Here is a 20,590-nt window from a genome sequence, read left to right as displayed (position 1 = left end):
TACCTTTCTTAAAGCGACGAATATTTCTTGCGCAGACGCTGACGGATCAGCTCGGCGAGGGTGTTCATGACGAAGGTGAACAACAGCAGCACCAGGGCCGACAGGAACAACACGCGGTAATGGCTGCCGCCGACTTCGGATTCCGGCATCTCCACCGCCACGTTGGCCGCCAGGGTGCGCAGGCCTTCGAACAGGTTCATTTCCATGACCGGCGTGTTACCGGTGGCCATCAACACGATCATGGTCTCGCCCACTGCACGGCCCATGCCGATCATCAGCGCCGAGAAAATGCCCGGGCTGGCGGTGAGGATCACCACGCGAGTCATGGTCTGCCATGGCGTGGCACCGAGGGCCAGGGAGCCCAGGGTCAGGCCGCGCGGCACGCTGAACACGGCGTCTTCGGCGATGGAATAGATGTTCGGGATCACCGCGAAGCCCATCGCCAGGCCAACCACCAAGGCGTTGCGCTGGTCGTAGGTGATGCCCAGGTCATGGGAGATCCACATGCGCATGTCGCCGCCGAAGAACCAGGTTTCCATGTACGGGCTCATGTACAGCGAGAGCCAGCCCACGAACAGGATCACCGGGATCAACAGGGCGCTTTCCCAACCGTCCGGCACTCGCAGGCGAATGGATTCCGGCAGGCGACTGAAGGTGAAACCGGCGACCAGGATGCCGATGGGCAGCAACATCAGCAGACTGAAGATGCCCGGCAGGTGCCCTTCGACGTACGGCGCCAGGAACAGGCCGGCGAAGAAACCGAGGATCACCGTCGGCATCGCTTCCATCAGCTCGATCACCGGCTTGACCTTGCGCCGCATGCCCGGGGCCATGAAGTAGGCGGTGTAGATCGCCGCGGCCACCGCCAGCGGCGCCGCCAGCAGCATCGCGTAGAACGCCGCTTTCAGGGTACCGAAGGTCAGCGGCGAGAGGCTCAGCTTGGGTTCGAAGTCGGTGTTGGCGGCGGTCGATTGCCAGACGTATTTAGGTTCGTCGTAGTTTTCGTACCAGACCTTGCTCCACAACGCGCTCCAGGACACTTCCGGGTGCGGGTTGTCCAGCGTCAACGGTTGCAGCTTGCCACCCTGTTCGACGATCAGGCGGTTGGCCCGTGGCGACAGGCCGAACAAGCCTTGGCCGTCGACCACTTGGTCCACCAGCAGGGTGCGGTGGGCGGTGCTGTGGAACACGCCCAGCTTGCCGGCGATGTCGAGTGCCACGAAACCTTTGCGACGTTCTTCGGCGCTGATCTCAATGATGGGCGCGCTGCCCATCTGGAAGGTACGAATCTGTTTGAAGCGCAGCTCGCCGTCCGGGTCGCGGGCCATGAACCACTGGGCCAGGCCGCCCTTGGAGTCGCCGATGATCAGCGAGATCCCGCCGACCAACTGGGCGGTGGCGGTGACTTGGGCGTCGCCGTTCTCCAGCAGTTTGTAACGGCCATTGAGGCTCTTGTCCCGCAGGCTGAACACATCGGCCTGGGCGCGACCGTTGACCACGTACAACCATTGCTGGCGCGGGTCGACGAAAATGTTCTTCACTGGCTCGGTCATCTGCGGCAGGTCGATACGCGTCTGCTCGCTGGTGACTTCACCGGTCATCATGTTTTCTTCGCTGGTAAGCGACAGTACATACAGCTGGGCGCCGCTGGAGCCGGCCAGCAACAGGGTCGAATCGGTGGCGTTGAGGCTGACGTGCTCCAAAGGCGCGCCCTGCTCGTTCAACGCTATCGGCGCCTCGCCGTAAGGGTATTCGATGGCGGGCGAAATGGTTTTCTTGCCGTCGGGATAGCTGACTTTATAGGTGTGGCGGAACACCAGGGCCTGGCCGTTGGACAGGCCGATCGCCACCAGCGGGCTGCCGGGCTGGTCTTCCGCGATGGAGACCACAGTGGCACCGGCAGGAACCGGCAGGTCGACACGGCGCAGTTCGGCGCCGCTGTCGAGTTCGTAGAACAGTGCCTGGCCCTTGTCGGAAACGCGCATGGCCACCTGGTTCTGTTCTTCGATGGCGATCATCAGCGGTTTGCCGGCGTCTTGCATCCAGGCCGGGGTGATCGAATCCTTGGCGGTCAGGTCCGCGCCCTGGAACAGGGGCAGCACCACGTAGGCCAGGAAAAAGAAAATCAGCGTGATGGCAGCCAGGACGGCGAGACCGCCGACCAGCACGTACCAGCGGGTCAGGCGATCCTTGAGCGCGCGGATGCGGCGCTTGCGTTGCAGCTCAGGCGTATTGAAGTCAATGCGCTTGGGAGGGGAAGTCGTAGTCATTGTGGAGTTGGCCAGATCATTCATGCGCACACCCTAGCGATCCTGTATGACAGAAAGATGACAGTGAAGTGACGCAACAAATCCGCCGCCAGCTAGAAGCGGCAGCGGACAGAAAATTTGGCTGTGGGAGTGGCATCCACTCCCACAGCAGCCCGGGCGTTGGCCCGGGCTCAGGTGTTACTGCTTGGCGACGTTGCCGCCTTCTTGCAGACCCAGGTCAGCCAGTGCCTTGGCGGCGACTTTGGCAGGTACCGGGATGTAACCGTCCTTGACTACGACTTCCTGGCCTTGCTTGGACAGGATCAGCTTCACGAACTCAGCTTCCAGCGGGGCCAGAGGCTTGTTTGGCGCCTTGTTGACGTACACGTAGAGGAAACGCGACAGCGGGTACTTGCCGTTCAGGGCGTTTTCTTCGGTGTCCTCGACGAACTCGCCGCCTTCTTTCTTGGCCAGGGCAACGGTTTTCACGCTGGCGGTCTTGTAGCCGATACCCGAGTAGCCGATGCCGTTAAGCGAGCTGCTGATCGACTGCACGACCGAAGCCGAACCTGGCTGTTCGTTGACGTTTGGCTTGTAGTCGCCTTTGCACAAGGCTTCTTCCTTGAAGTAGCCGTAGGTGCCGGATACCGAGTTACGACCGAACAGCTGGACCGGCTTGTTGGCCAGGTCGCCGGTCACGCCCAGGTCGCCCCAGGTCTTGACGTCAGCCTTGGCGCCGCACAGGCGAGTCGAGGAGAAGATCGCATCGACCTGAGCCATGGTCAGGTGCTTGATCGGGTTGTCCTTGTGCACGAATACGGCCAGGGCGTCCACGGCTACCGGGATAGCGGTTGGCTTGTAGCCGTATTTGGTTTCGAAGGCCTGCAGCTCGTTGTCCTTCATCTTGCGGCTCATCGGGCCCAGGTTGGCGGTGCCTTCGGTGAGTGCGGGCGGCGCGGTGGAGGAACCGGCGGCCTGAATCTGGATGTTTACGTTCGGGTATTCTTTCTTGTAGTTCTCGGCCCACAAGGTCATCAGGTTGGCCAGGGTATCGGAGCCGACGCTGGAGAGGTTGCCCGATACACCAGTGGTCTTGGTGTAGCTCGGGATCGCAGGGTCAACAGCGGCAACCGCGTTGGCAGTCGCAACGCCAGCAGCGACAAACGTCATTGCCGCCATCAAACGCTTCAGTTTCATGCCTTACTCCTAGCAGATAGGGTGTATTAAGTCGGCAAAGTATCGGTAAGCCGTATGAACACTCTATGGCTGAAATATGACAATTGGATGAAAGGCCAGCATTGAGTTTTGCAGGATGATCCATGGTGCTTCCCATCGCGAGCAAGCTCGCTCCCACAGAGGATTCGCAGTGCCCCCCTGTGGGAGCGAGCTTGCTCGCGATGAGGCCAGTACAGTCACTGAAAGACCAGGACCTAGCGCCCCTTCTTCCAGAGATACCCGCCCACCACAATCCCGATCCCACAGATGGCCGCCACATAATATGCCGGCCCCATCGAGCTCTCTTTCAGCAACAGGGTCACGATCATCGGCGTCAACCCGCCAAAAATCGCGTAGGCCAAGTTGTAGGAAAACGACAGGCCGCTGAAGCGCACCACGGCCGGGAAGGCGTTGACCATGACATAAGGCACCGCGCCGATGGTGCCTACCAGCAAGCCACTCAGGGCATACAGCGGGAACAGCCACTCGGGGTGGTCGAACAGGCAGTGGTAGAACGTCCAGAAGGTGATCAACAGCAAACCACTGCCGAAGACAAACACCCGCCCGGCACCAAAACGGTCGGCCAGCACACCCGCACCAATGCAACCCAAGCTCAGGAACACGATCGCCAGGCTGTTGGCCTGCAGCGCGACGGTCGGGCTGAAGTGGTACACCGTCTGCAGCACGGTCGGTGTCATCAGGATGACCACGATGACGCCGGCCGACAGCAGCCAGGTCAGCAGCATGGAAATGGCGATGGCACCGCGATGATCACGCAGCACGGCCCGCAGCGGCACTTCCTCGGCCAGGGCCTTGCGCAGTTGCAGTTCGGCGAATACCGGGGTTTCATGCAGCCAGCGGCGCAGGTACACCGAAAACAACCCGAACACGCCACCCAGCAGGAACGGGATCCGCCAGGCGTAATCGGCCACTTCCACCGGCGTATAAATGCTGTTGATCGCCGTTGCCACCAGCGACCCCAACAGGATCCCCGCCGTCAGGCCGCAGGTCAGCGTGCCGCAGGCATAGCCGATGTGGCGCGCCGGAACGTGTTCGGAAACGAAGACCCAGGCGCCCGGCACTTCCCCGCCGATGGCCGCGCCTTGGATCACCCGCATCAGCAACAGCAGGATCGGTGCCCACATGCCGATCTGTGCATAAGTCGGCAACAGCCCCATGATCAGGGTCGGAACGGCCATCATGAAAATGCTCAGGGTGAACATTTTCTTGCGCCCCAGCAGGTCGCCGAAGTGGGCCATGATGATCCCGCCCAGCGGCCGGGCCAGGTAACCGGCGGCAAAAATGCCGAACGTCTGCATCAGGCGCAGCCACTCGGGCATTTCGGCCGGGAAAAACAATTTGCCGACCACGGTGGCAAAGAACACGAAAATGATGAAATCGTAGAACTCCAGCGCACCGCCCAGGGCTGAAAGCGACAGGGTCTTGTAATCGTTGCGGGTCAGCGGACGTGCCGGTTGTGCGGGCGTCGCCGTGCTCGAAGGCGCAGTGGTCATGGCAAGGGCTTCTCTTATAGTCGGTTCTGCAACCCTGGCAACTCGGGTTGGGGCCTGGGCAGGTTCGGCACGATAGCAAATTGTTCGAAAAAGCACATAGAGGCGCGTATTTGACAGTCGAAATCAGAACCGAGTGGTCGTCTCGACGTCTATCGCCCGATATACTCGCAACCTTGCAGTACTCTGTAAGGGGTTGCTGTGCGAAAACGTCGTTGGTGATGTAGTACAAGATCAGCCGGTTTCGCAGAGTTTCCCTTTGGCACGCCTTTACGAAAAACGTGACGAACGCAGTATGTTCGGGCTGAATCGTTTTTTACGAAGACGGCTATTCACCTGAAGTACCAGACAGCGTTACGGGTCAGAGGCACCCCCGGCATGATAGAGCTCGAACAAGAAGATCCCATCCCGCAAGGCGACCTGGCCCTGCAAATCACCGCACTCCCACGGGAGACCAACGGCTTCGGCGATATTTTCGGCGGCTGGCTGGTGTCCCAGATGGACTTGGCCGGCACCGCCATGGCCAGCAAAGTGGCCGGCGGACGCGTGGCCACCGTGGCGATCGATCGCATGGCGTTCCTGGTGCCGGTGGCGGTGGGCGCGCAGTTGTCCTTCTATACCCAGGCGCTGGAAATCGGCCGCAGCTCGATCCAGATGATGGTCGAGGTCTGGAGCGACGATCCGCTGTCCAGTGAATGGCGCAAGGTGACCGAGGCGGTATTCGTCTTCGTCGCCATCGACGGCAGCGGTCGTACCCGCTCGGTTCCGCCGCGCGCCCGTTAAACACGGCGACCGTTTTGCGGTCCATTGCAGTCCCTGTCACCGAACGAGATTTGCAACATGCCTACGCCCAACGTCGACGCGGTCAAACTGGATGAACTGAACGCCTGGCGCATCCGCCACGGTCAGGCCGAGTTGCTGGTGGCCCAGCAAGGCGCGCACATCCTCAGTTATCAAGTGGACGGCCAGCCGCCACTGATCTGGCTCAACGACCAGGCCACATTCAAGGCCGGCAAGAGCATCCGCGCGGGCGTGCCGGTGTGCTGGCCGTGGTTCGGCAACCTGACTCGCAACCCCGACAGCGTGCAGGCCATGCGCGTGAGCAATGACCCGGCCACCGCCCACGGCCTGGTGCGGGCGATGGATTGGGAACTGAAGGGCATCGAGGCCGAAGGCGAAAGCCTGAAGATCGAATTCGTGCTGCCTTATCCCGACAACGGCCTTGCGGGCTGGCCTCATCAGGTCGACCTGACGCTGGCCATCGTGATGGACGCGCAACTGCACATCCGCCTCACCAGCCATAACCGTGGCAGCGAAACCGTCAGCCTCAGCCAGGCGCTGCACAGCTACTTCGCCGTGAGCGACGTGCGCAACGTGCAGGTCGAAGGCGTCGATGGCTTGAACTACATCGAGACCCTCGACGACTGGAACACCCACACCCAGGCCGGCGACCTGCATTTCACCGGCGAGACCGACCGTATCTACCTCGACACCCCGCCGACGCTGAGCATCGTTGATCCGCAGTGGCAACGACGGATCGAGCTGACCAGCAGCGGTTCGCGCTCGGCGGTGATCTGGAACCCCTGGACCGAACGCGCCAAGGCCTTCAGCGACATGGCCGACGATGGCTGGCAGCGCATGCTGTGCATCGAGACGGCGAATGTGATGGAGGATGTGGTGACGTTGTTGCCGGACGCCAGCCATACCCTGGGTGTGAGCATCCGCAGCAAACCGCTCTGACACCGCAAAACCATTGTGGGAGCGAGCTTGCTCGCGATAGCGGACTGACAGTCACCCTCAGCGTCGACTGACACACCGCCATCGCGAGCAAGCTCGCTCCCACATTGGGTTTTGTGTAGGGTCAATGGGCTGGTTACAAATCCGCCTCCTGCACCACCCTCACTTTCTCTGCCTCCAACGCATACGCCGCGCTCGCCAGATCGTTGTCGACCTTTTCGATCTTCAGCGTGCCCGTCACCCAGAGCGGCGTGTAGATGTCATCCAGCTTCAGGCCCTTGGGGTAACGCACCAGCACCAACTGGTTAGGCGGCGGTGGCGGGACGTGGATGCAGGCGCCGGGGTAGGGCACCAGGAAGAACAGCGTGCTGTGGCCCTTGGCGTCGGTTTCCAGCGGCACCGGATAACCACCGATGCGGATGTGCTTGTCGTTCATCGACGCCACGGTCTTGGTCGAATACATCACCGCCGGCAAGCCCTTGCTTTGCTTCAAGCCACCTTTTTCGGTGAAGGTGCCGTTGGCTTCCGGGGAGTTGTGGTCGATGTCAGGCATGGCCTCGAGGGCTTTCTGGTCCGACTTGGGCATCAGTTCGAGCCAGTCGGTTTCCGGCAGCTCGGCAGCATGGGCCAGGCCACTGCCCAGCAGAAGAAGGGTCAACACTAGACGGCGCATGAAAGGGCTCGGCAATGAATGAAAAGTGAAACGCCGAGCATTCTAGCCCCCTCAGCTCGCGACGCAGAGGGGGCCTTGATGCATTTGGATCAGTTTCTTTTGATCAGGCCGTAGATCACCAGCAGCACGATCGCGCCCACCAGGGCCCCGATAAAGCCCGCGCCTTGGCCGGCCTGGTAGATGCCCAGGGCCTGGCCGCCGTAAGTGGCTGCCAACGAACCGCCGATACCGAGCAGGATGGTCATGATCCAGCCCATGCTGTCATCGCCCGGTTTCAGGAAGCGTGCCAGCAGGCCAACGATCAAGCCGATAAAAATGGTTCCGATGATTCCCATGGCATTCCCCTCTCATTGAGTCGCTAAGCCAAAGCCCGATCAGGTTTTGGCACTTAGCCATGAGAGAGGTTAGCCGACGAATGGTTCCAACGGTATGACAGATTATTGCTCGGCGATCAGCGTCTCGACCTTGATGATCTGCTGGGCCAGCGTGGCCCGATCAGCGCAGCGCAGGTTGGCGTGGCCAACCTTGCGCCCGACCTTGAACGCCTTGCCATAGTGATGCAGATGGCAGTCGGCGATCGACAGGACTTTCTCGGTGTCCGGCACCTTGCCGATAAAGTTGAGCATCGCGCTTTCGCCGATCTTGGCGGTCGACCCCAGCGGCAGCCCGGCCACCGCCCGCAGGTGGTTTTCAAACTGGCTGCACTCGGCGCCTTCCGTGGTCCAATGCCCGGAGTTGTGGACCCGCGGTGCGATTTCGTTGGCCTTGAGGCCGCCGTCCACTTCAAAGAACTCGAACGCCATCACGCCGACATAGTCGAGCTGCTTGAGCACCCGGCTGGAATAGTCTTCGGCCAAGGCCTGCAACGGGTGATCGGTGCTGGCGACGGACAACTTGAGGATGCCGTCCTTGTGGGTGTTGTGTACCAGCGGGTAGAAGCGGATTTCACCGTCGCGGGCGCGCACGGCGATCAGCGAGACTTCCCCAGTGAACGGCACGAAGCCTTCCAACAGGCAGGCCACGCTGCCGAGCTCGGCGAACGTACCGGCCACGTCTTCAGGCTTGCGCAGGACTTTCTGGCCCTTGCCGTCATAACCCAGGGTACGGGTCTTGAGCACGGCGGGCAGACCGATGGCCGCGACGGCGGCGTCCAGGTCGGCCTGGGACTGAATGTCGGCGAAGGCCGGCGTCGGGATGCCCAGGTCCTTGAACATGTTCTTTTCGAACCAGCGGTCACGGGCGATCCGCAAGGCTTCGGCGCTCGGGTAGACCGGGACGAACTGGGACAGGAAGGCCACGGTTTCGGCCGGGACGCTTTCGAACTCGAAGGTCACCAGGTCGACTTCATCGGCCAATTGGCGCAGGTGGTCCTGGTCGCCGTAGTCGGCCCGCAGGTGTTCACCCAGCGCCGCGGCACAGGCGTCCGGCGCCGGGTCCAGGAAAGCGAAGTTCATCCCCAGCGGCGTACCTGCCAGGGCCAACATGCGACCCAACTGGCCGCCACCGATTACACCGATCTTCATTCGTCAACAACCTCAGGCAATGCGTGGGTCTGGATTGTCCAGGACGCTGTCTGTCTGCTCAGCGCGGAATTTTTTCAGCACGGTATGAAATTGTGGATGCTTGGCGCCCAGGATGCTCGCCGACAGCAGGGCCGCATTGATCGCGCCGGCCTTGCCGATGGCCAGGGTCGCGACCGGAATACCGGCCGGCATCTGCACGATCGACAACAACGAATCAACGCCCGAAAGCATCGACGACTGGACCGGCACGCCCAGCACCGGCAGGTGGGTCTTGGCCGCGCACATGCCCGGCAGGTGGGCCGCGCCACCGGCACCGGCGATGATCACCTCGATGCCACGCGCTTCGGCCTCTTCGGCGTACTGGAACAGCAGGTCCGGGGTACGGTGGGCAGAGACCACTTTCACCTCGTAAGGGATGCCGAGCTTTTCCAGCATATCGGCGGTGTGGCTAAGGGTGGACCAATCGGACTTGGAGCCCATGATCACGCCAACCAGTGCACTCATCGTCGTGCCTCTTCTCTCTGGGCGCCCGCAGGCGCGTCAAAAAACAACAAGCCACGCAGGAAACCGGCGTGGCTTGTTGTACGAATGATGGCCGGGCGAACCGACCGAAGGCCGGGCAGTATACCGAAAATGGTGCGTTAAACGCACTTTCGCCGACCATCTGTCATTTGCGCTGAAGCAGCGGTTTTATTGACTCGCAGGTCAGCGTCGGAACACCACAAATCCCTTGTGGGAGCGAGCTTGCTCGCGATAGCGCCAGGTCAGCCAATGCCGTTGTGAATGCCAGGCCCTCATCGCGAGCAAGCTCGCTCCCACAATGGCCCTGTGATCACTCTGATGTCCGTCACATCCACAGGGCTTGCATTGGTTTCAGGATCCGACAGCACCCTGCGCCACACCGCCTTCAAGCTTGCGCCACAACAACCGCACATTGGCCTTGCGCACCAGGGCGCAGCGGTACAGGCGGATCTCCAGGGGCACGTGCCATTGCGTGCCGCCGCAAATCACCAGTTCGCCCCGGGCCAGTTCGGCACGTACGCTCAGGTGCGGTACCCAGGCGATGCCCAGGCCTTCCAGGGCCATGCTTTTCAGGCTGTCGGCCATGGCTGTCTCGTAGATCGTGGTGAAGCGCAGCGCCCGCTGGCGCAGCAACTGGTTGACCGAACGCCCGAGGAACGCCCCGGCGCTGTAGGCCAGCAACGGCACGCTGGCCTCGCCTTCAAGGTCGAACAGCGGGTTGCCGTTGGCATCGGCGGCGCACACCGGAAGCATTTCAGTCTGGCCCAAGTGCAGCGACGGGAAGATTTCCGGGTCCATCTGCATGGCCGAATCCGGGTCGTAGAAGGCCAGCATCAAATCGCAGCCGCCCTCCCGCAAGGCGTGGACCGCATCGCCGACGTTGGTCGCCACCAGGCGCGTGGCGATGTTCATCCCTTCGTTGCGCAGTTGCGCGATCCAGCGCGGGAAGAAGCCCAGCGCCAGGGAATGGGCGGCGGCCACCTGGATGACTTCGCCCTGCCCGCCTTCCAAGTGATGCAAATGGCGCAGCACTTCGCCCAGTTGCTCCACCACCGTACGCGCCGTCACCAGGAACAACTGCCCCGCCGCCGTCAGCTCGACGGGCGTACGTGAGCGGTTGACCAGGGTCAGCCCCAGCGCCGCCTCAAGGCTGCGGATTCGTCGGCTGAACGCCGGCTGCGTCACGAAACGCCGCTCGGCCGCCTGGGAAAAACTGCGAGTAGCGGCCAGGGCACTGAAGTCCTCAAGCCATTTGCTTTCAAGATTCATCACGCCTCCCTACACGCACCAAAACAGGTCACACGTTCGCCGCATCGTCGGCGTCACACCGGCATTATGCCGAATATGCATAGGCCAGTGTTTAACAGCATTGGCCCTATTTTTCCCCAGAGCCTAGGATCCACAGCGTTCCGGCACAGACCGGGTCCTTATCGAGATGATTTCCGTCATGTCCTCCGCTGCATCATTCCGCACAGAAAAAGACCTGCTTGGCGTACTCGAAGTACCGGCGCAAGCGTATTACGGCATCCAGACCCTACGAGCGGTAAACAACTTCCGTCTCTCCGGCGTCCCGATCTCGCATTACCCGAAGCTGGTGGTCGGTCTGGCAATGGTCAAACAGGCCGCCGCTGACGCCAACCGCGAACTCGGCCAGCTCAGCGAAGCCAAGCACGCTGCCATCAGTGAAGCCTGTGCACGTTTGATCCGCGGCGATTTCCACGAAGAATTCGTGGTGGACATGATCCAGGGCGGCGCCGGCACGTCGACCAACATGAATGCCAACGAAGTCATCGCCAACATCGCGCTGGAGGCCATGGGCCACCAGAAAGGCGAGTACCAGTACCTGCACCCCAACAACGACGTGAACATGGCGCAGTCCACCAACGACGCCTACCCGACCGCGATCCGCCTGGGTCTGCTGCTGGGTCACGACGCGTTGCTGGCCAGCCTCGACAGCCTGATCCAGGCGTTCGCGGCCAAGGGTGAAGAATTCAGCCACGTCCTGAAAATGGGCCGCACCCAGCTGCAGGACGCCGTGCCGATGACCCTCGGCCAGGAATTCCGCGCCTTCGCCACCACCCTGAGCGAAGACCTGGCGCGCCTCAAAACCCTGGCGCCTGAACTGCTCACCGAAGTGAACCTGGGCGGCACCGCCATCGGCACCGGCATCAACGCCGACCCGCGCTACCAGGCCTTGGCCGTACAGCGCCTGGCAACCATCAGCGGCCAGCCGCTGGTCCCGGCCGCCGACCTGATCGAAGCCACCTCCGACATGGGCGCCTTCGTGCTGTTCTCCGGCATGCTCAAGCGCACCGCGGTCAAGCTGTCGAAGATCTGCAACGACCTGCGCCTGCTGTCCAGCGGCCCACGCACCGGCATCAACGAAATCAACCTGCCGGCCCGCCAGCCAGGCAGCTCGATCATGCCCGGCAAGGTCAACCCGGTGATCCCGGAAGCGGTCAACCAGGTGGCGTTCCAGATCATCGGCAACGACCTGGCCCTGACCATCGCGGCCGAAGGCGGCCAACTGCAACTGAACGTGATGGAACCGTTGATCGCCTTCAAGATCTTCGACTCGATCCGCCTGCTGCAACGGGCCATGGACATGCTGCGCGAGCACTGCATCGTCGGCATCACCGCCAACGAAGCGCGCTGCCGCGAACTGGTCGAGCACTCCATCGGCCTGGTCACCGCCCTGAACCCGTACATCGGCTATGAAAACGCCACCCGTATCGCCCGCATCGCCCTGGAAAGTGGCCGCGGCGTACTGGAACTGGTGCGCGAAGAAGGCTTGCTCGACGACGCCATGCTCGACGACATCCTGCGCCCGGAAAACATGATTGCTCCGCGTCTGGTCCCGCTCAAAGCGTGATCGACACGGCCACCGCTCACCAGGTCGAGGGACTAGACACCTCTCACCTTTTGAGGGCTTGGGGATCTTCCCCAAGCCCTTTTTTTAATTGATAGCCGCCAAGGATGACTGAATCTGTGGGAAGGAACCTGCTCGCGATAAACGACGACGCGCTGCCCGTTGTAAACCGCGTCGCCAGCCAACGCGAGCAGGCTCGTCCCCACAAGAACCTGACCGGAAGGCCAGGTGTTTCAAAGGGTCCGCTTCGTCGGACGCACCACAACTGTGCAGACGGGCACCGCACTGATAGGTATAGTGCCGCCCCTCTTCGCATGACGGTCGTCCGCAACGAGACCTTTAAACATGCGAAAACCGAACTAATAACAAACCCGCGAAAATGGACCGGGACGAAACTCCGCCTCACCTGTCAGGCCGCGCGCCGACCGATGTAACGTGATGTTTCCAAATGGCCAGCATTTGCTTAAACAAAAAACAGCGAGGAATACTCATGCTCGAAGTCATCAACGACTTCCTATCAGGGAAAGTGCTGATCGTGCTCATTGTCGGGCTCGGTGGCTACTTCACGATCCGCTCGCGTTTCGTCCAGTTCCGTCACTTCTTCCACATGTTCACGGTGTTCCGTGACAGCCTGAAAAGCAGCACTGACCAGCTCAGTTCCTTCCAGGCCCTGATGCTCAGCCTGGCCGGCCGTGTCGGCGCGGGCAACATCGCCGGTGTCGGCATCGCCGTGACCCTCGGTGGTCCTGGTGCGGTGTTCTGGATGTGGGTGACCGCGCTGGTCGGCATGTCCAGCAGCTTCTTCGAATGCTCCCTCGGCCAGCTCTACAAGCGCTGCGACTCCGAAGGCCAGTACCGTGGCGGCCCGTCCTATTACATCCAGCACGGCCTGCAGAAACGCTGGCTGGGCATGATCATGGCATTCCTGCTGTTGGTGACCTTCGGCTTCGCCTTCAACGGTCTGCAAGCCCACGCGGTCACCCACTCCCTGAACAACGCCTTCGGCTTTGACACCACCTACACGGGCCTGGGCCTGGCGGTGCTGCTGGGCCTGGTGTTCATCGGCGGGATCAAGCGTATCGCCAAGGTTGCCGACCTGCTGGTTCCGGTCAAGACCCTGGCGTACATCGGCGTGACCCTCTACGTGATCGTGCTGCAGTTCGAACACGTACCGGACATGCTGGCGACCATCGTCAGAAGCGCCTTCGGTCTGGACCAGGCCTTCGGCGGCCTGATCGGCAGCGCCATCGTCATGGGCGTCAAGCGTGGCGTGTTCGCCAACGAAGCCGGCCTGGGCAGTGCGCCTAACGTTGCCGCCGTCGCATCGGTCGAGCACCCGGTCGCCCAGGGCGTGGTCCAGGCGTTCAGCGTGTTCCTGGACACCTTCGTGATCTGCACCTGCACCGCGCTGCTGATCCTGCTGTCGGGCTTCTACACCCCAGGTTTCGAAGGCGACGGCATTGCCTTGACCCAGAACTCCCTGGCGGCGGTCGTGGGTGACTGGGGCCGGATATTCATCTCCGTGGCCCTGTCGTTGTTCGTGTTCACCTCGATCCTCTACAACTACTACCTGGGCGAGAACAACCTGCGCTTCATGATCGGTGACAATCGCAAGGTCCTGATGGGCTACCGCGCCTTGGTCCTGGTCCTGATTTTCTGGGGTGCCATCGAAAACCTCGGCACCGTGTTCGCGTTCGCCGACATCACCATGACCCTGCTGGCGTTCGTGAACCTGATCGCGCTGTTCCTGCTGTTCAAGGTCGGCATGCGCATCCTGCGTGACTACGATGACCAGCGTGCGGCCGGCATCAAGGTCCCTGTGTTCGACTCCAGCAAGTTCCCGGACCTGGACCTGGACCGCAACGCATGGCCAGCCACCCCGTCGGCACCGGTTGCCAAACCTGACGCCGCGACTGCCGGCGTGGCCGCAGCGCAACGCTGAGCCGCAGACTATCGTAGAAAACCGGGCGCATCCCCTGCGCCCGGCGTGACACAGCGTAAGGTCGGCGTCATGCTCGGCCTTATGTTGTGGCGGCTGACCCAAGCCGCCGTTTTCGTCCTCGGAGAACAACCATGAATTCCTTGACCTACCCTGCCGCCCAGCACGTCATGGTGCTCTACACCGGCGGCACCATCGGCATGCAGGCCAGCGCCCACGGCCTGGCCCCGGCATCCGGTTTCGAAGCACGGATGCGCGATTACCTGCACAGCCAGCCCGAACTCGTCATACCGCAATGGCGCTTCCGGGAGATGTCGCCGCTGATCGACAGCGCCAACATGACCCCGACCTATTGGCAGCAACTGCGCGAAGCGGTGGTCGACGCCGTGGATGTGCAGGGCTGCGACAGCGTGTTGATCCTGCATGGCACCGACACCCTGGCCTATAGCGCGGCGGCGATGAGCTTCCAACTGCTGGGCCTGCATGCGCGGGTCTGCTTCACCGGCTCGATGCTGCCCGCCGGCGTGACCGACAGCGACGCCTGGGAAAACCTCAGCGGTGCCCTGGTCGCCCTCGGCCAGGGCCTGGCGCCGGGCGTGCACCTGTACTTCCACGGTGAGCTGCTGGCGCCGACCCGTTGCGCGAAAGTGCGCAGCTTCGGTCGCCACCCCTTCAAGCGCCTGGAACGCCAGGGCGGCGGTACCCCGGCACCGGCCCTGCCGGCGCAGTTGAATTACAACCAGCCCAAGCAATTGGCGAACATCGCGGCGCTGCCGCTGTTTCCCGGCATCAGCGCCCAGGTGCTCGATGGTCTATTGGGCAGCGGCATCCAGGGCCTGGTGCTGGAGTGCTACGGCAGCGGCACCGGGCCGAGCGACAACCCGGCCTTCCTCGCCAGCCTCGAGCGGGCGCGGGACAGCGGCGTGGTGGTGGTGGCGGTGACCCAATGCCATGAAGGTGGCGTTGAGCTGGACGTGTACGAAGCCGGCAGTCGCTTGCGCGGTGTCGGCGTGCTGTCCGGTGGCGGCATGACCCGCGAGGCCGCGTTCGGCAAGTTGCAGGCGCTGATTGGCGCGGGCCTGCCGGTGGAAGAGGTTCGGCGGCTGGTGGAGCTGGACCTGTGCGGCGAGCTGAGCTGATCCGAACCTGCATCAACTTGTGGTGAGGGGCTTTTGTGGCGAGGGAGCTTGCTCCCGCTCGGTCGCGCAGCGGCCGCAAGATTTTGGGGGCCGCTTCGCGGCCCAGCGGGAGCAAGCTCCCTCGCCACAAAAGCGACGTCATGCCAAAGTACCCGGCATATAACTTGCTCCGTCTCCAGCCTACCCCAGGCTGGAAACGGACATGCTGCATTCCCACCTCACCACCCTTAACGCCGTCTCGTTGGTACTGAGCACCTTCAAAAACGAGGGGCTGCCCAGTGATGCCTTGTTGGCCGGCAGTGGCATCAGCGCCGCGGACCTGAGCCGGGCCGATACGCGCATCACCACCAACCAAGAGATGCAGGTCTGCGCCAACGCCGTGGCCCTCAAGCGCGACATCGGCCTGGAGCTGGGCCTGCGCATGCACGTTTCGTCCTACGGCATGCTCGGCTATGCCCTGCTCACCAGTGCCACCTTAGGTGACGCCTTGCGCCTGGCGCTGCGCTATCCGGCGCTATTGGGAACACTCTTCGAGCTGAACCTGGACGACGACGGCGAGCACATCTGGTTCAGCGCCAGCGACTATCGGGAGAACCCGGCCCTGGCGGTGTTCAATGCCGAGTTCTGCATGGTTTCGCTGAAGGTGATCTGCAATGACCTCCTCGGCCATGTCTTGCCCTTGCACGCTGCGCGCTTCGAACATCCGGCGCCCGACTACCAGGCGCGCTACACCGCACCCTTCGATTGCCCGGTGCGCTTCGACAGCGTCGATAACGCGTTTGCCTTCGACCGCCACTGGCTCGAACACCCCTTGCCCCTGGCCGACCCCATCACCCATCACGCCATGGCCGAACGCTGCCGCCGGCAGAACACCGAATTCACCGGACGCCAGGCCTGGCTAGGAAGGATCCGCCAGTTGCTCGACGCCCAACTGAACGCAGCCCCCGGCCTGGAAGGCTTGGCCGAACAGATGAACTGCTCGGCGCGCACCTTGCGCCGGCACCTCAAGGACCTGGGCTGCAGCTATCAGGAACTGCTGGACGAACTGCGCTTCGAACGAGCCAAGCAGATGCTCTGCGAGGAGCAATTGCCGATCCATCGAATCGCCGAACAACTGGGCTTCAGCGAAACCGCCAGCTTCCGCCATGCCTTCGTGCGCTGGAGCGGTGTGGCGCCGAGCCAGTTCAGGGCCTGAATTGTCCCTTTCATATACCAGGATATGGCTAATCCCTGTGGTGAGGGTTGTGACTTGAAACAGGGGTGTTTGTGCTGCCGCCATCGCGAGCAAGCTCGCTCCCACAGGGGTTTGGCGGTGGGCACCCGTTTTGTGGACGTCTCGGAACAATGTGGGAGCGAGCTTGCTCGCGATGGCGATCCCGTCAACGCCGCAAAAACGCCTGGTGCAACTCGTCCACCGTCTGGAAGTGATACGCCGGGCGTTCGGTGTTGAGTTCTTCGTGGCTGCCGAACCCATACCCCACCGCCGCCGCATCCAGGCCATTGCTGTGGGCGCCGATCAGGTCGTGCTTGCGGTCGCCGATCATCAGGGTGCTGGCCGGGTCGAGGCTTTCTTCGGCCAGCAGGTGGGCGATCAGTTCGACTTTGTCAGTGCGGGTGCCGTCCAGTTCGCTGCCGTAGATCACCTTGAAGTGCCGGGCGAAGTCGAAATGGCGGGCGATTTCCCGGGCGAACACCCAGGGCTTGGAAGTGGCGATGTACAGATGGCGCCCTTGGCCGCCCAAGGTTTCCAGCAGCGGCATCACGCCGTCGAAGACCCGGTTCTCATAAAGGCCGGTGACCTTGAAGCGTTCACGATAGAAATTCACCGCCTCCCAGGCCTTCGCTTCGTCGAAGTCATAGAACTGCATGAAGGCCTGCAACAACGGCGGGCCGATGAAATGTTCGAGGCGGGTCAGGTCGGGTTCGTCGATGCCCAGCTTGGCCAAGGCGAACTGGATCGAACGGGTGATGCCTTCACGGGGGTCGGTGAGGGTGCCGTCGAGGTCGAAGAGTACGGTCTGGTAGTGCATGGCAGGTCCTGGCAGTGGCATCACGTGGCGAGGGAGCTTGCTCCGGCTTGAGCGCGAAGCGCTCACAAAAAATGGGTCTGCTGCGCCCGAAGCGTCGGACCGGCCCAGCGGGAGCAAGCGCCCTCGCCACAATGGGTCATTCAACACTTCGGGGGGCGCTTCACGGTTGGTCGTAGCCTTCGGCCAGATGCAAGTCCTTGAGCTTCACATAGTTCGCCGCGCTGTAGGTGAAGAACGCGCGCTCCTTGTCCGTCAGCGGCCGGACCTGCTTCACCGGGCTGCCCACGTACAAAAAGCCGCTTTCCAGGCGCTTGCCCGGCGGTACGAGGCTGCCGGCGCCGATGATCACATCGTCTTCGACCACCGCGCCGTCCATGACGATACTGCCCATGCCGATCAGGATCCGGCTGCCCACCGAGCAGCCATGGAGCATGACCTTGTGGGCGATGGTCACGTCGTCGCCGATCAACAACGGGAAGCCATCCGGATTGAAGGGCCCGGCGTGGGTGATGTGCAGCACGCAACCATCCTGGACGCTGGTGCGCGCGCCGATACGGATGCGGTGCATGTCGCCGCGAATGACCGTCAGCGGCCAGACGGAGCTGTCTTCGCCGATTTCGACGTCGCCGATCACCACCGCGGTGCTGTCGACAAAAGCCCCACGGGCAAGCTTCGGGCTGTGGTTCTGGTACGTGCGAAGGGTCACGATAGGCTCTCTCTTATCCGGTGATAGGCGCTGCTAGCTGCGGTGAACGTCGATTGTAATTAAGATGGGCCGATGTTTCTTCCAGCCAAGGTGTCGACCGTGAGCGTGAACAACCCTCTTTTGCAGCCCTATGACCTGCCGCCATTCTCGGCGATCCGTGCCGAGCACGTACAACCGGCCATCGAGCAGATCCTGGCGGACAACCGTGCGGCCATCGCCGAAATCCTCAAGACCCAAGTCCAACAGCCTACCTGGGCCGGCCTGGTGTTGGCGATGGACGAGCTCAATGATCGTCTCGGCGCAGCCTGGAGCCCGGTCAGCCATCTGAACGCCGTGCGCAACAGCCCGGAACTGCGCGAGGCCTACGAGGCCTGCCTGCCGGCGCTGAGTGCCTACTCCACCGAGCTGGGCCAGAACCGCGAGCTGTTCCAGGCCTTCGAAGCCCTGGCGAACAGCCCGGAAGCAGCCAGCTTCGACGTCGCGCAGAAAACCATCCTGGAACATTCCCTGCGGGATTTCCGCCTGTCGGGCATCGACCTGCCGCCCGAGCAACAGAAGCGCTACGCCGAAGTGCAGAGCAAACTGTCCGAGCTGGGCAGCCGCTTCTCCAATCAACTGCTGGACGCAACCCAGGCCTGGACCAAGCACGTCACTGACGAAGCCGCCCTCGCCGGCCTGACCGACTCGGCCAAGGCGCACATGGCCGCCGCTGCCCAGGCCAAGGAACTGGACGGCTGGCTGATCAACCTGGAGTTCCCTAGTTACTACGCAGTGATGACCTACGCCGAAGACCGCGCCCTGCGCGAAGAAGTCTACGCGGCCTACTGCACCCGTGCCTCGGACCAAGGCCCGAATGCCGGCCAGAACGACAACGGCCCGGTGATGGAACAGATCCTCGACCTGCGCCAGGAACTGGCCCAACTGCTGGGTTTCGCCAACTTCGCCGAATTGAGCCTGGCAACCAAGATGGCCGAATCCAGCGACCAGGTCCTTAGTTTCCTGCGTGACCTGGCCAAGCGCAGCAAGCCGTTCGCGGCCCTGGACCTGGAACAGCTCAAAGCCTATGCCGCCGAGCAGGGTTGCCCCGACCTGCAAAGCTGGGACAGCGGTTTCTACGGTGAAAAACTGCGCCAGCAGCGTTACAGCGTGGCCCAGGAAGCCCTGCGCGCCTACTTCCCGATCGACAAGGTACTGAGCGGCCTGTTCGCCATCGTGCAGCGCCTCTATGGCATCGAGATCGCCGAACTGAAAGGCTTCGACAGCTGGCACCCGGACGTGCGCCTGTTCGAAATCAAGGAGAACGGCCAGCACGTCGGCCGCTTCTTCTTCGACCTCTACGCCCGCGCCAACAAGCGTGGCGGTGCCTGGATGGACGGTGCCCGCGACCGTCGTCGCACCTTCGACGGCGTCCTGCAAAGCCCGGTCGCCAACCTGGTGTGCAACTTCACCCCGGCCGACAGCGGCAAGCCGGCGCTGCTGACCCACGATGAAGTCACCACCCTGTTCCACGAGTTCGGCCATGGCCTGCACCACCTGCTGACCCGCGTCGAACACGCCGGCGTGTCCGGCATCAACGGCGTGGCCTGGGATGCCGTGGAACTGCCGAGCCAGTTCATGGAAAACTGGTGCTGGGAGCCCGAAGGCCTGGCGCTGATTTCCGGTCACTACGAAACCGGCGAGCCGCTGCCCCAGGACCTGCTGGAAAAAATGCTCGCGGCGAAAAACTTCCAGTCCGGCCTGATGATGGTCCGTCAGTTGGAGTTCTCGCTGTTCGACTTCGAGCTGCACGCCACCCACGGCGATGGCCGCAGCGTGCTGCAAGTGCTCGAAGGCGTGCGTGACGAGGTCTCCGTCATGCGTCCGCCGGCCTACAACCGCTTCCCCAACAGCTTTGCGCACATTTTCGCCGGCGGCTACGCGGCGGGTTACTACAGCTACAAATGGGCGGAAGTGCTCTCGGCCGATGCCTTCTCCAAATTCGAAGAAGACGGCGTGCTCAACGCCGACACCGGCCGAGCCTTCCGCGAGGCGATCCTGGCCCGTGGCGGTTCCCAGGAACCGATGGTGCTGTTCGTCGACTTCCGTGGCCGCGAGCCGTCGATTGACGCACTCTTGCGCCATAGCGGCCTGACCGAGGACGCGGCAGCATGAGTGAGGGGCCTGTGATTACCAAGCGACGCTTTATCGCCGGGGCGGTCTGCCCGGCCTGCAGCGAGCCGGACAAGTTGATGATGTGGAACGAAGACGGCGTGCCGCACCGCGAATGCGTGGCCTGCGGTTATTCCGACACGCTCAACGAGCAAGGCCTGTCGGTGCCCAAGGAATTGGGCACCCGGGTCAATACGTCGGCGCTCAAGACGCCGGACGCGAAAGTCCAGGCCGTGCAGTTTTTCCCCAACCCGAAGCTGAAGAAAAAAATCGACTGACATCTTTGGCATCACCTTCCGGGCCGCCCGGCCCGGAAGCGATACATATGT

Annotated in this window: 18 protein-coding genes; 8 read left to right on the top strand and 10 right to left on the bottom strand. The window is 62.4% G+C overall.

Going from position 1 to position 20,590, the window contains the following annotated elements; translation table 11 throughout:
* Window positions 1–8 precede the first annotated feature (8 nt).
* From ACLH0I_RS01520 to ACLH0I_RS01510, 3 genes are all read right to left on the bottom strand, one after another.
* Window positions 9–2,042, bottom strand: coding sequence for an ABC transporter permease subunit (locus ACLH0I_RS01520; RefSeq protein ID WP_411387572.1), 2,034 nt, complete (start codon window positions 2,040–2,042; stop codon window positions 9–11).
* Window positions 2,043–2,447: 405 nt separating this feature from the next.
* Window positions 2,448–3,446, bottom strand: coding sequence for a phosphate ABC transporter substrate-binding protein PstS (locus tag ACLH0I_RS01515; RefSeq protein ID WP_250963871.1), 999 nt, complete (start codon window positions 3,444–3,446; stop codon window positions 2,448–2,450).
* A 233-nt stretch (window positions 3,447–3,679) separates the two neighbouring features.
* On the bottom strand, window positions 3,680–4,978 hold the full coding sequence (locus tag ACLH0I_RS01510; protein ID WP_411386108.1) for an MFS transporter: 1,299 nt from the start codon (window positions 4,976–4,978) through the stop codon (window positions 3,680–3,682).
* A 375-nt stretch (window positions 4,979–5,353) separates the two neighbouring features.
* Between ACLH0I_RS01510 and ACLH0I_RS01505 the strand changes: the two genes are divergently transcribed.
* Together ACLH0I_RS01505 and ACLH0I_RS01500 are read left to right on the top strand one after the other, a co-directional pair.
* A complete protein-coding gene (locus tag ACLH0I_RS01505) occupies window positions 5,354–5,758 on the top strand; it encodes an acyl-CoA thioesterase (protein ID WP_003177184.1) in 405 nt (134 codons plus the stop codon).
* A gap of 57 nt (window positions 5,759–5,815) precedes the next feature.
* A complete protein-coding gene (locus ACLH0I_RS01500; protein ID WP_250963873.1) occupies window positions 5,816–6,715 on the top strand; it encodes a D-hexose-6-phosphate mutarotase in 900 nt (299 codons plus the stop codon).
* 133 nt (window positions 6,716–6,848) lie between these two features.
* Here the strand turns inward: ACLH0I_RS01500 and ACLH0I_RS01495 are convergent, their stop codons facing one another.
* From ACLH0I_RS01495 to ACLH0I_RS01475, 5 genes are all read right to left on the bottom strand, one after another.
* On the bottom strand, window positions 6,849–7,385 hold the full coding sequence (locus tag ACLH0I_RS01495) for a DUF3299 domain-containing protein (protein WP_207963444.1): 537 nt from the start codon (window positions 7,383–7,385) through the stop codon (window positions 6,849–6,851).
* Window positions 7,386–7,474: 89 nt separating this feature from the next.
* Window positions 7,475–7,720, bottom strand: a complete 246-nt coding sequence (locus tag ACLH0I_RS01490; protein ID WP_003187057.1) for a GlsB/YeaQ/YmgE family stress response membrane protein — start codon at window positions 7,718–7,720, stop codon at window positions 7,475–7,477.
* Between the two features lie 102 nt (window positions 7,721–7,822).
* Entirely contained in the window at window positions 7,823–8,908 is a 1,086-nt protein-coding gene (locus ACLH0I_RS01485) for a 5-(carboxyamino)imidazole ribonucleotide synthase (RefSeq protein ID WP_186708248.1), read from the bottom strand.
* A gap of 12 nt (window positions 8,909–8,920) precedes the next feature.
* Window positions 8,921–9,412, bottom strand: coding sequence for a 5-(carboxyamino)imidazole ribonucleotide mutase (gene purE / locus ACLH0I_RS01480; protein ID WP_003196369.1), 492 nt, complete (start codon window positions 9,410–9,412; stop codon window positions 8,921–8,923).
* A 369-nt stretch (window positions 9,413–9,781) separates the two neighbouring features.
* The gene (locus ACLH0I_RS01475; RefSeq protein ID WP_186708250.1) at window positions 9,782–10,699 is read right to left on the bottom strand and encodes a LysR substrate-binding domain-containing protein; all 918 of its coding nucleotides are present in this window, start codon (window positions 10,697–10,699) and stop codon (window positions 9,782–9,784) included.
* A gap of 178 nt (window positions 10,700–10,877) precedes the next feature.
* Between ACLH0I_RS01475 and aspA the strand changes: the two genes are divergently transcribed.
* From aspA to ACLH0I_RS01455, 4 genes are all read left to right on the top strand, one after another.
* Window positions 10,878–12,302: an aspartate ammonia-lyase gene (gene aspA, locus ACLH0I_RS01470; RefSeq protein WP_186708252.1), complete on the top strand. Its 1,425-nt coding sequence runs from the start codon at window positions 10,878–10,880 to the stop codon at window positions 12,300–12,302.
* A 487-nt stretch (window positions 12,303–12,789) separates the two neighbouring features.
* Window positions 12,790–14,241: an alanine/glycine:cation symporter family protein gene (locus ACLH0I_RS01465; protein WP_186708254.1), complete on the top strand. Its 1,452-nt coding sequence runs from the start codon at window positions 12,790–12,792 to the stop codon at window positions 14,239–14,241.
* Between the two features lie 131 nt (window positions 14,242–14,372).
* Window positions 14,373–15,377, top strand: a complete 1,005-nt coding sequence (locus ACLH0I_RS01460; protein ID WP_250963877.1) for an asparaginase — start codon at window positions 14,373–14,375, stop codon at window positions 15,375–15,377.
* Window positions 15,378–15,579: 202 nt separating this feature from the next.
* Window positions 15,580–16,572, top strand: coding sequence for an AraC family transcriptional regulator (locus ACLH0I_RS01455; protein ID WP_250963878.1), 993 nt, complete (start codon window positions 15,580–15,582; stop codon window positions 16,570–16,572).
* 184 nt (window positions 16,573–16,756) lie between these two features.
* On the opposite strand, the gene ACLH0I_RS01450 is transcribed toward ACLH0I_RS01455, so the two are convergent.
* Window positions 16,757–17,407, bottom strand: coding sequence for an HAD family hydrolase (locus ACLH0I_RS01450; protein WP_250963879.1), 651 nt, complete (start codon window positions 17,405–17,407; stop codon window positions 16,757–16,759).
* A gap of 160 nt (window positions 17,408–17,567) precedes the next feature.
* On the bottom strand, window positions 17,568–18,113 hold the full coding sequence (locus ACLH0I_RS01445) for a gamma carbonic anhydrase family protein (protein ID WP_411386107.1): 546 nt from the start codon (window positions 18,111–18,113) through the stop codon (window positions 17,568–17,570).
* A gap of 72 nt (window positions 18,114–18,185) precedes the next feature.
* Here ACLH0I_RS01445 and prlC point away from each other — a divergent pair, with 72 nt between their 5' ends.
* Both prlC and ACLH0I_RS01435 read left to right on the top strand, forming a co-directional pair.
* A complete protein-coding gene (prlC, locus tag ACLH0I_RS01440) occupies window positions 18,186–20,264 on the top strand; it encodes an oligopeptidase A (RefSeq protein WP_411386106.1) in 2,079 nt (692 codons plus the stop codon).
* The gene (locus ACLH0I_RS01435; RefSeq protein ID WP_411386105.1) at window positions 20,261–20,539 is read left to right on the top strand and encodes a YheV family putative zinc ribbon protein; all 279 of its coding nucleotides are present in this window, start codon (window positions 20,261–20,263) and stop codon (window positions 20,537–20,539) included. Before prlC ends, ACLH0I_RS01435 begins: the two co-directional genes overlap by 4 nt.
* Window positions 20,540–20,590 lie beyond the last annotated feature (51 nt).

Origin of the sequence: Pseudomonas sp. MPB03, assembly GCF_046605385.1 — a bacterium.
GTDB classification, from domain to species: domain Bacteria; phylum Pseudomonadota; class Gammaproteobacteria; order Pseudomonadales; family Pseudomonadaceae; genus Aquipseudomonas; species Aquipseudomonas zanjanensis.
Note: the sequence above shows the minus strand (reverse complement) of the source record. Positions and strands in the feature narration are given on the sequence as shown.

Excerpts from the sequence above, each read along its gene's own strand:
- ACLH0I_RS01520 (WP_411387572.1), bottom strand. The coding sequence starts at position 2,042 with ATGCAAGACGCCGGCAAACCGCTGATGATCGCCATCGAAGAACAGAAC.
- ACLH0I_RS01515 (WP_250963871.1), bottom strand. The coding sequence starts at position 3,446 with ATGAAACTGAAGCGTTTGATGGCGGCAATGACGTTTGTCGCTGCTGGC.
- ACLH0I_RS01510 (WP_411386108.1), bottom strand. The coding sequence starts at position 4,978 with ATGACCACTGCGCCTTCGAGCACGGCGACGCCCGCACAACCGGCACGT.
- ACLH0I_RS01505 (WP_003177184.1), top strand. The coding sequence starts at position 5,354 with ATGATAGAGCTCGAACAAGAAGATCCCATCCCGCAAGGCGACCTGGCC.
- ACLH0I_RS01500 (WP_250963873.1), top strand. The coding sequence starts at position 5,816 with ATGCCTACGCCCAACGTCGACGCGGTCAAACTGGATGAACTGAACGCC.
- ACLH0I_RS01495 (WP_207963444.1), bottom strand. The coding sequence starts at position 7,385 with ATGCGCCGTCTAGTGTTGACCCTTCTTCTGCTGGGCAGTGGCCTGGCC.
- ACLH0I_RS01490 (WP_003187057.1), bottom strand. The coding sequence starts at position 7,720 with ATGGGAATCATCGGAACCATTTTTATCGGCTTGATCGTTGGCCTGCTG.
- ACLH0I_RS01485 (WP_186708248.1), bottom strand. The coding sequence starts at position 8,908 with ATGAAGATCGGTGTAATCGGTGGCGGCCAGTTGGGTCGCATGTTGGCC.
- purE (WP_003196369.1), bottom strand. The coding sequence starts at position 9,412 with ATGAGTGCACTGGTTGGCGTGATCATGGGCTCCAAGTCCGATTGGTCC.
- ACLH0I_RS01475 (WP_186708250.1), bottom strand. The coding sequence starts at position 10,699 with ATGAATCTTGAAAGCAAATGGCTTGAGGACTTCAGTGCCCTGGCCGCT.
- aspA (WP_186708252.1), top strand. The coding sequence starts at position 10,878 with ATGTCCTCCGCTGCATCATTCCGCACAGAAAAAGACCTGCTTGGCGTA.
- ACLH0I_RS01465 (WP_186708254.1), top strand. The coding sequence starts at position 12,790 with ATGCTCGAAGTCATCAACGACTTCCTATCAGGGAAAGTGCTGATCGTG.
- ACLH0I_RS01460 (WP_250963877.1), top strand. The coding sequence starts at position 14,373 with ATGAATTCCTTGACCTACCCTGCCGCCCAGCACGTCATGGTGCTCTAC.
- ACLH0I_RS01455 (WP_250963878.1), top strand. The coding sequence starts at position 15,580 with ATGCTGCATTCCCACCTCACCACCCTTAACGCCGTCTCGTTGGTACTG.
- ACLH0I_RS01450 (WP_250963879.1), bottom strand. The coding sequence starts at position 17,407 with ATGCACTACCAGACCGTACTCTTCGACCTCGACGGCACCCTCACCGAC.
- prlC (WP_411386106.1), top strand. The coding sequence starts at position 18,186 with ATGTTTCTTCCAGCCAAGGTGTCGACCGTGAGCGTGAACAACCCTCTT.
- ACLH0I_RS01435 (WP_411386105.1), top strand. The coding sequence starts at position 20,261 with ATGAGTGAGGGGCCTGTGATTACCAAGCGACGCTTTATCGCCGGGGCG.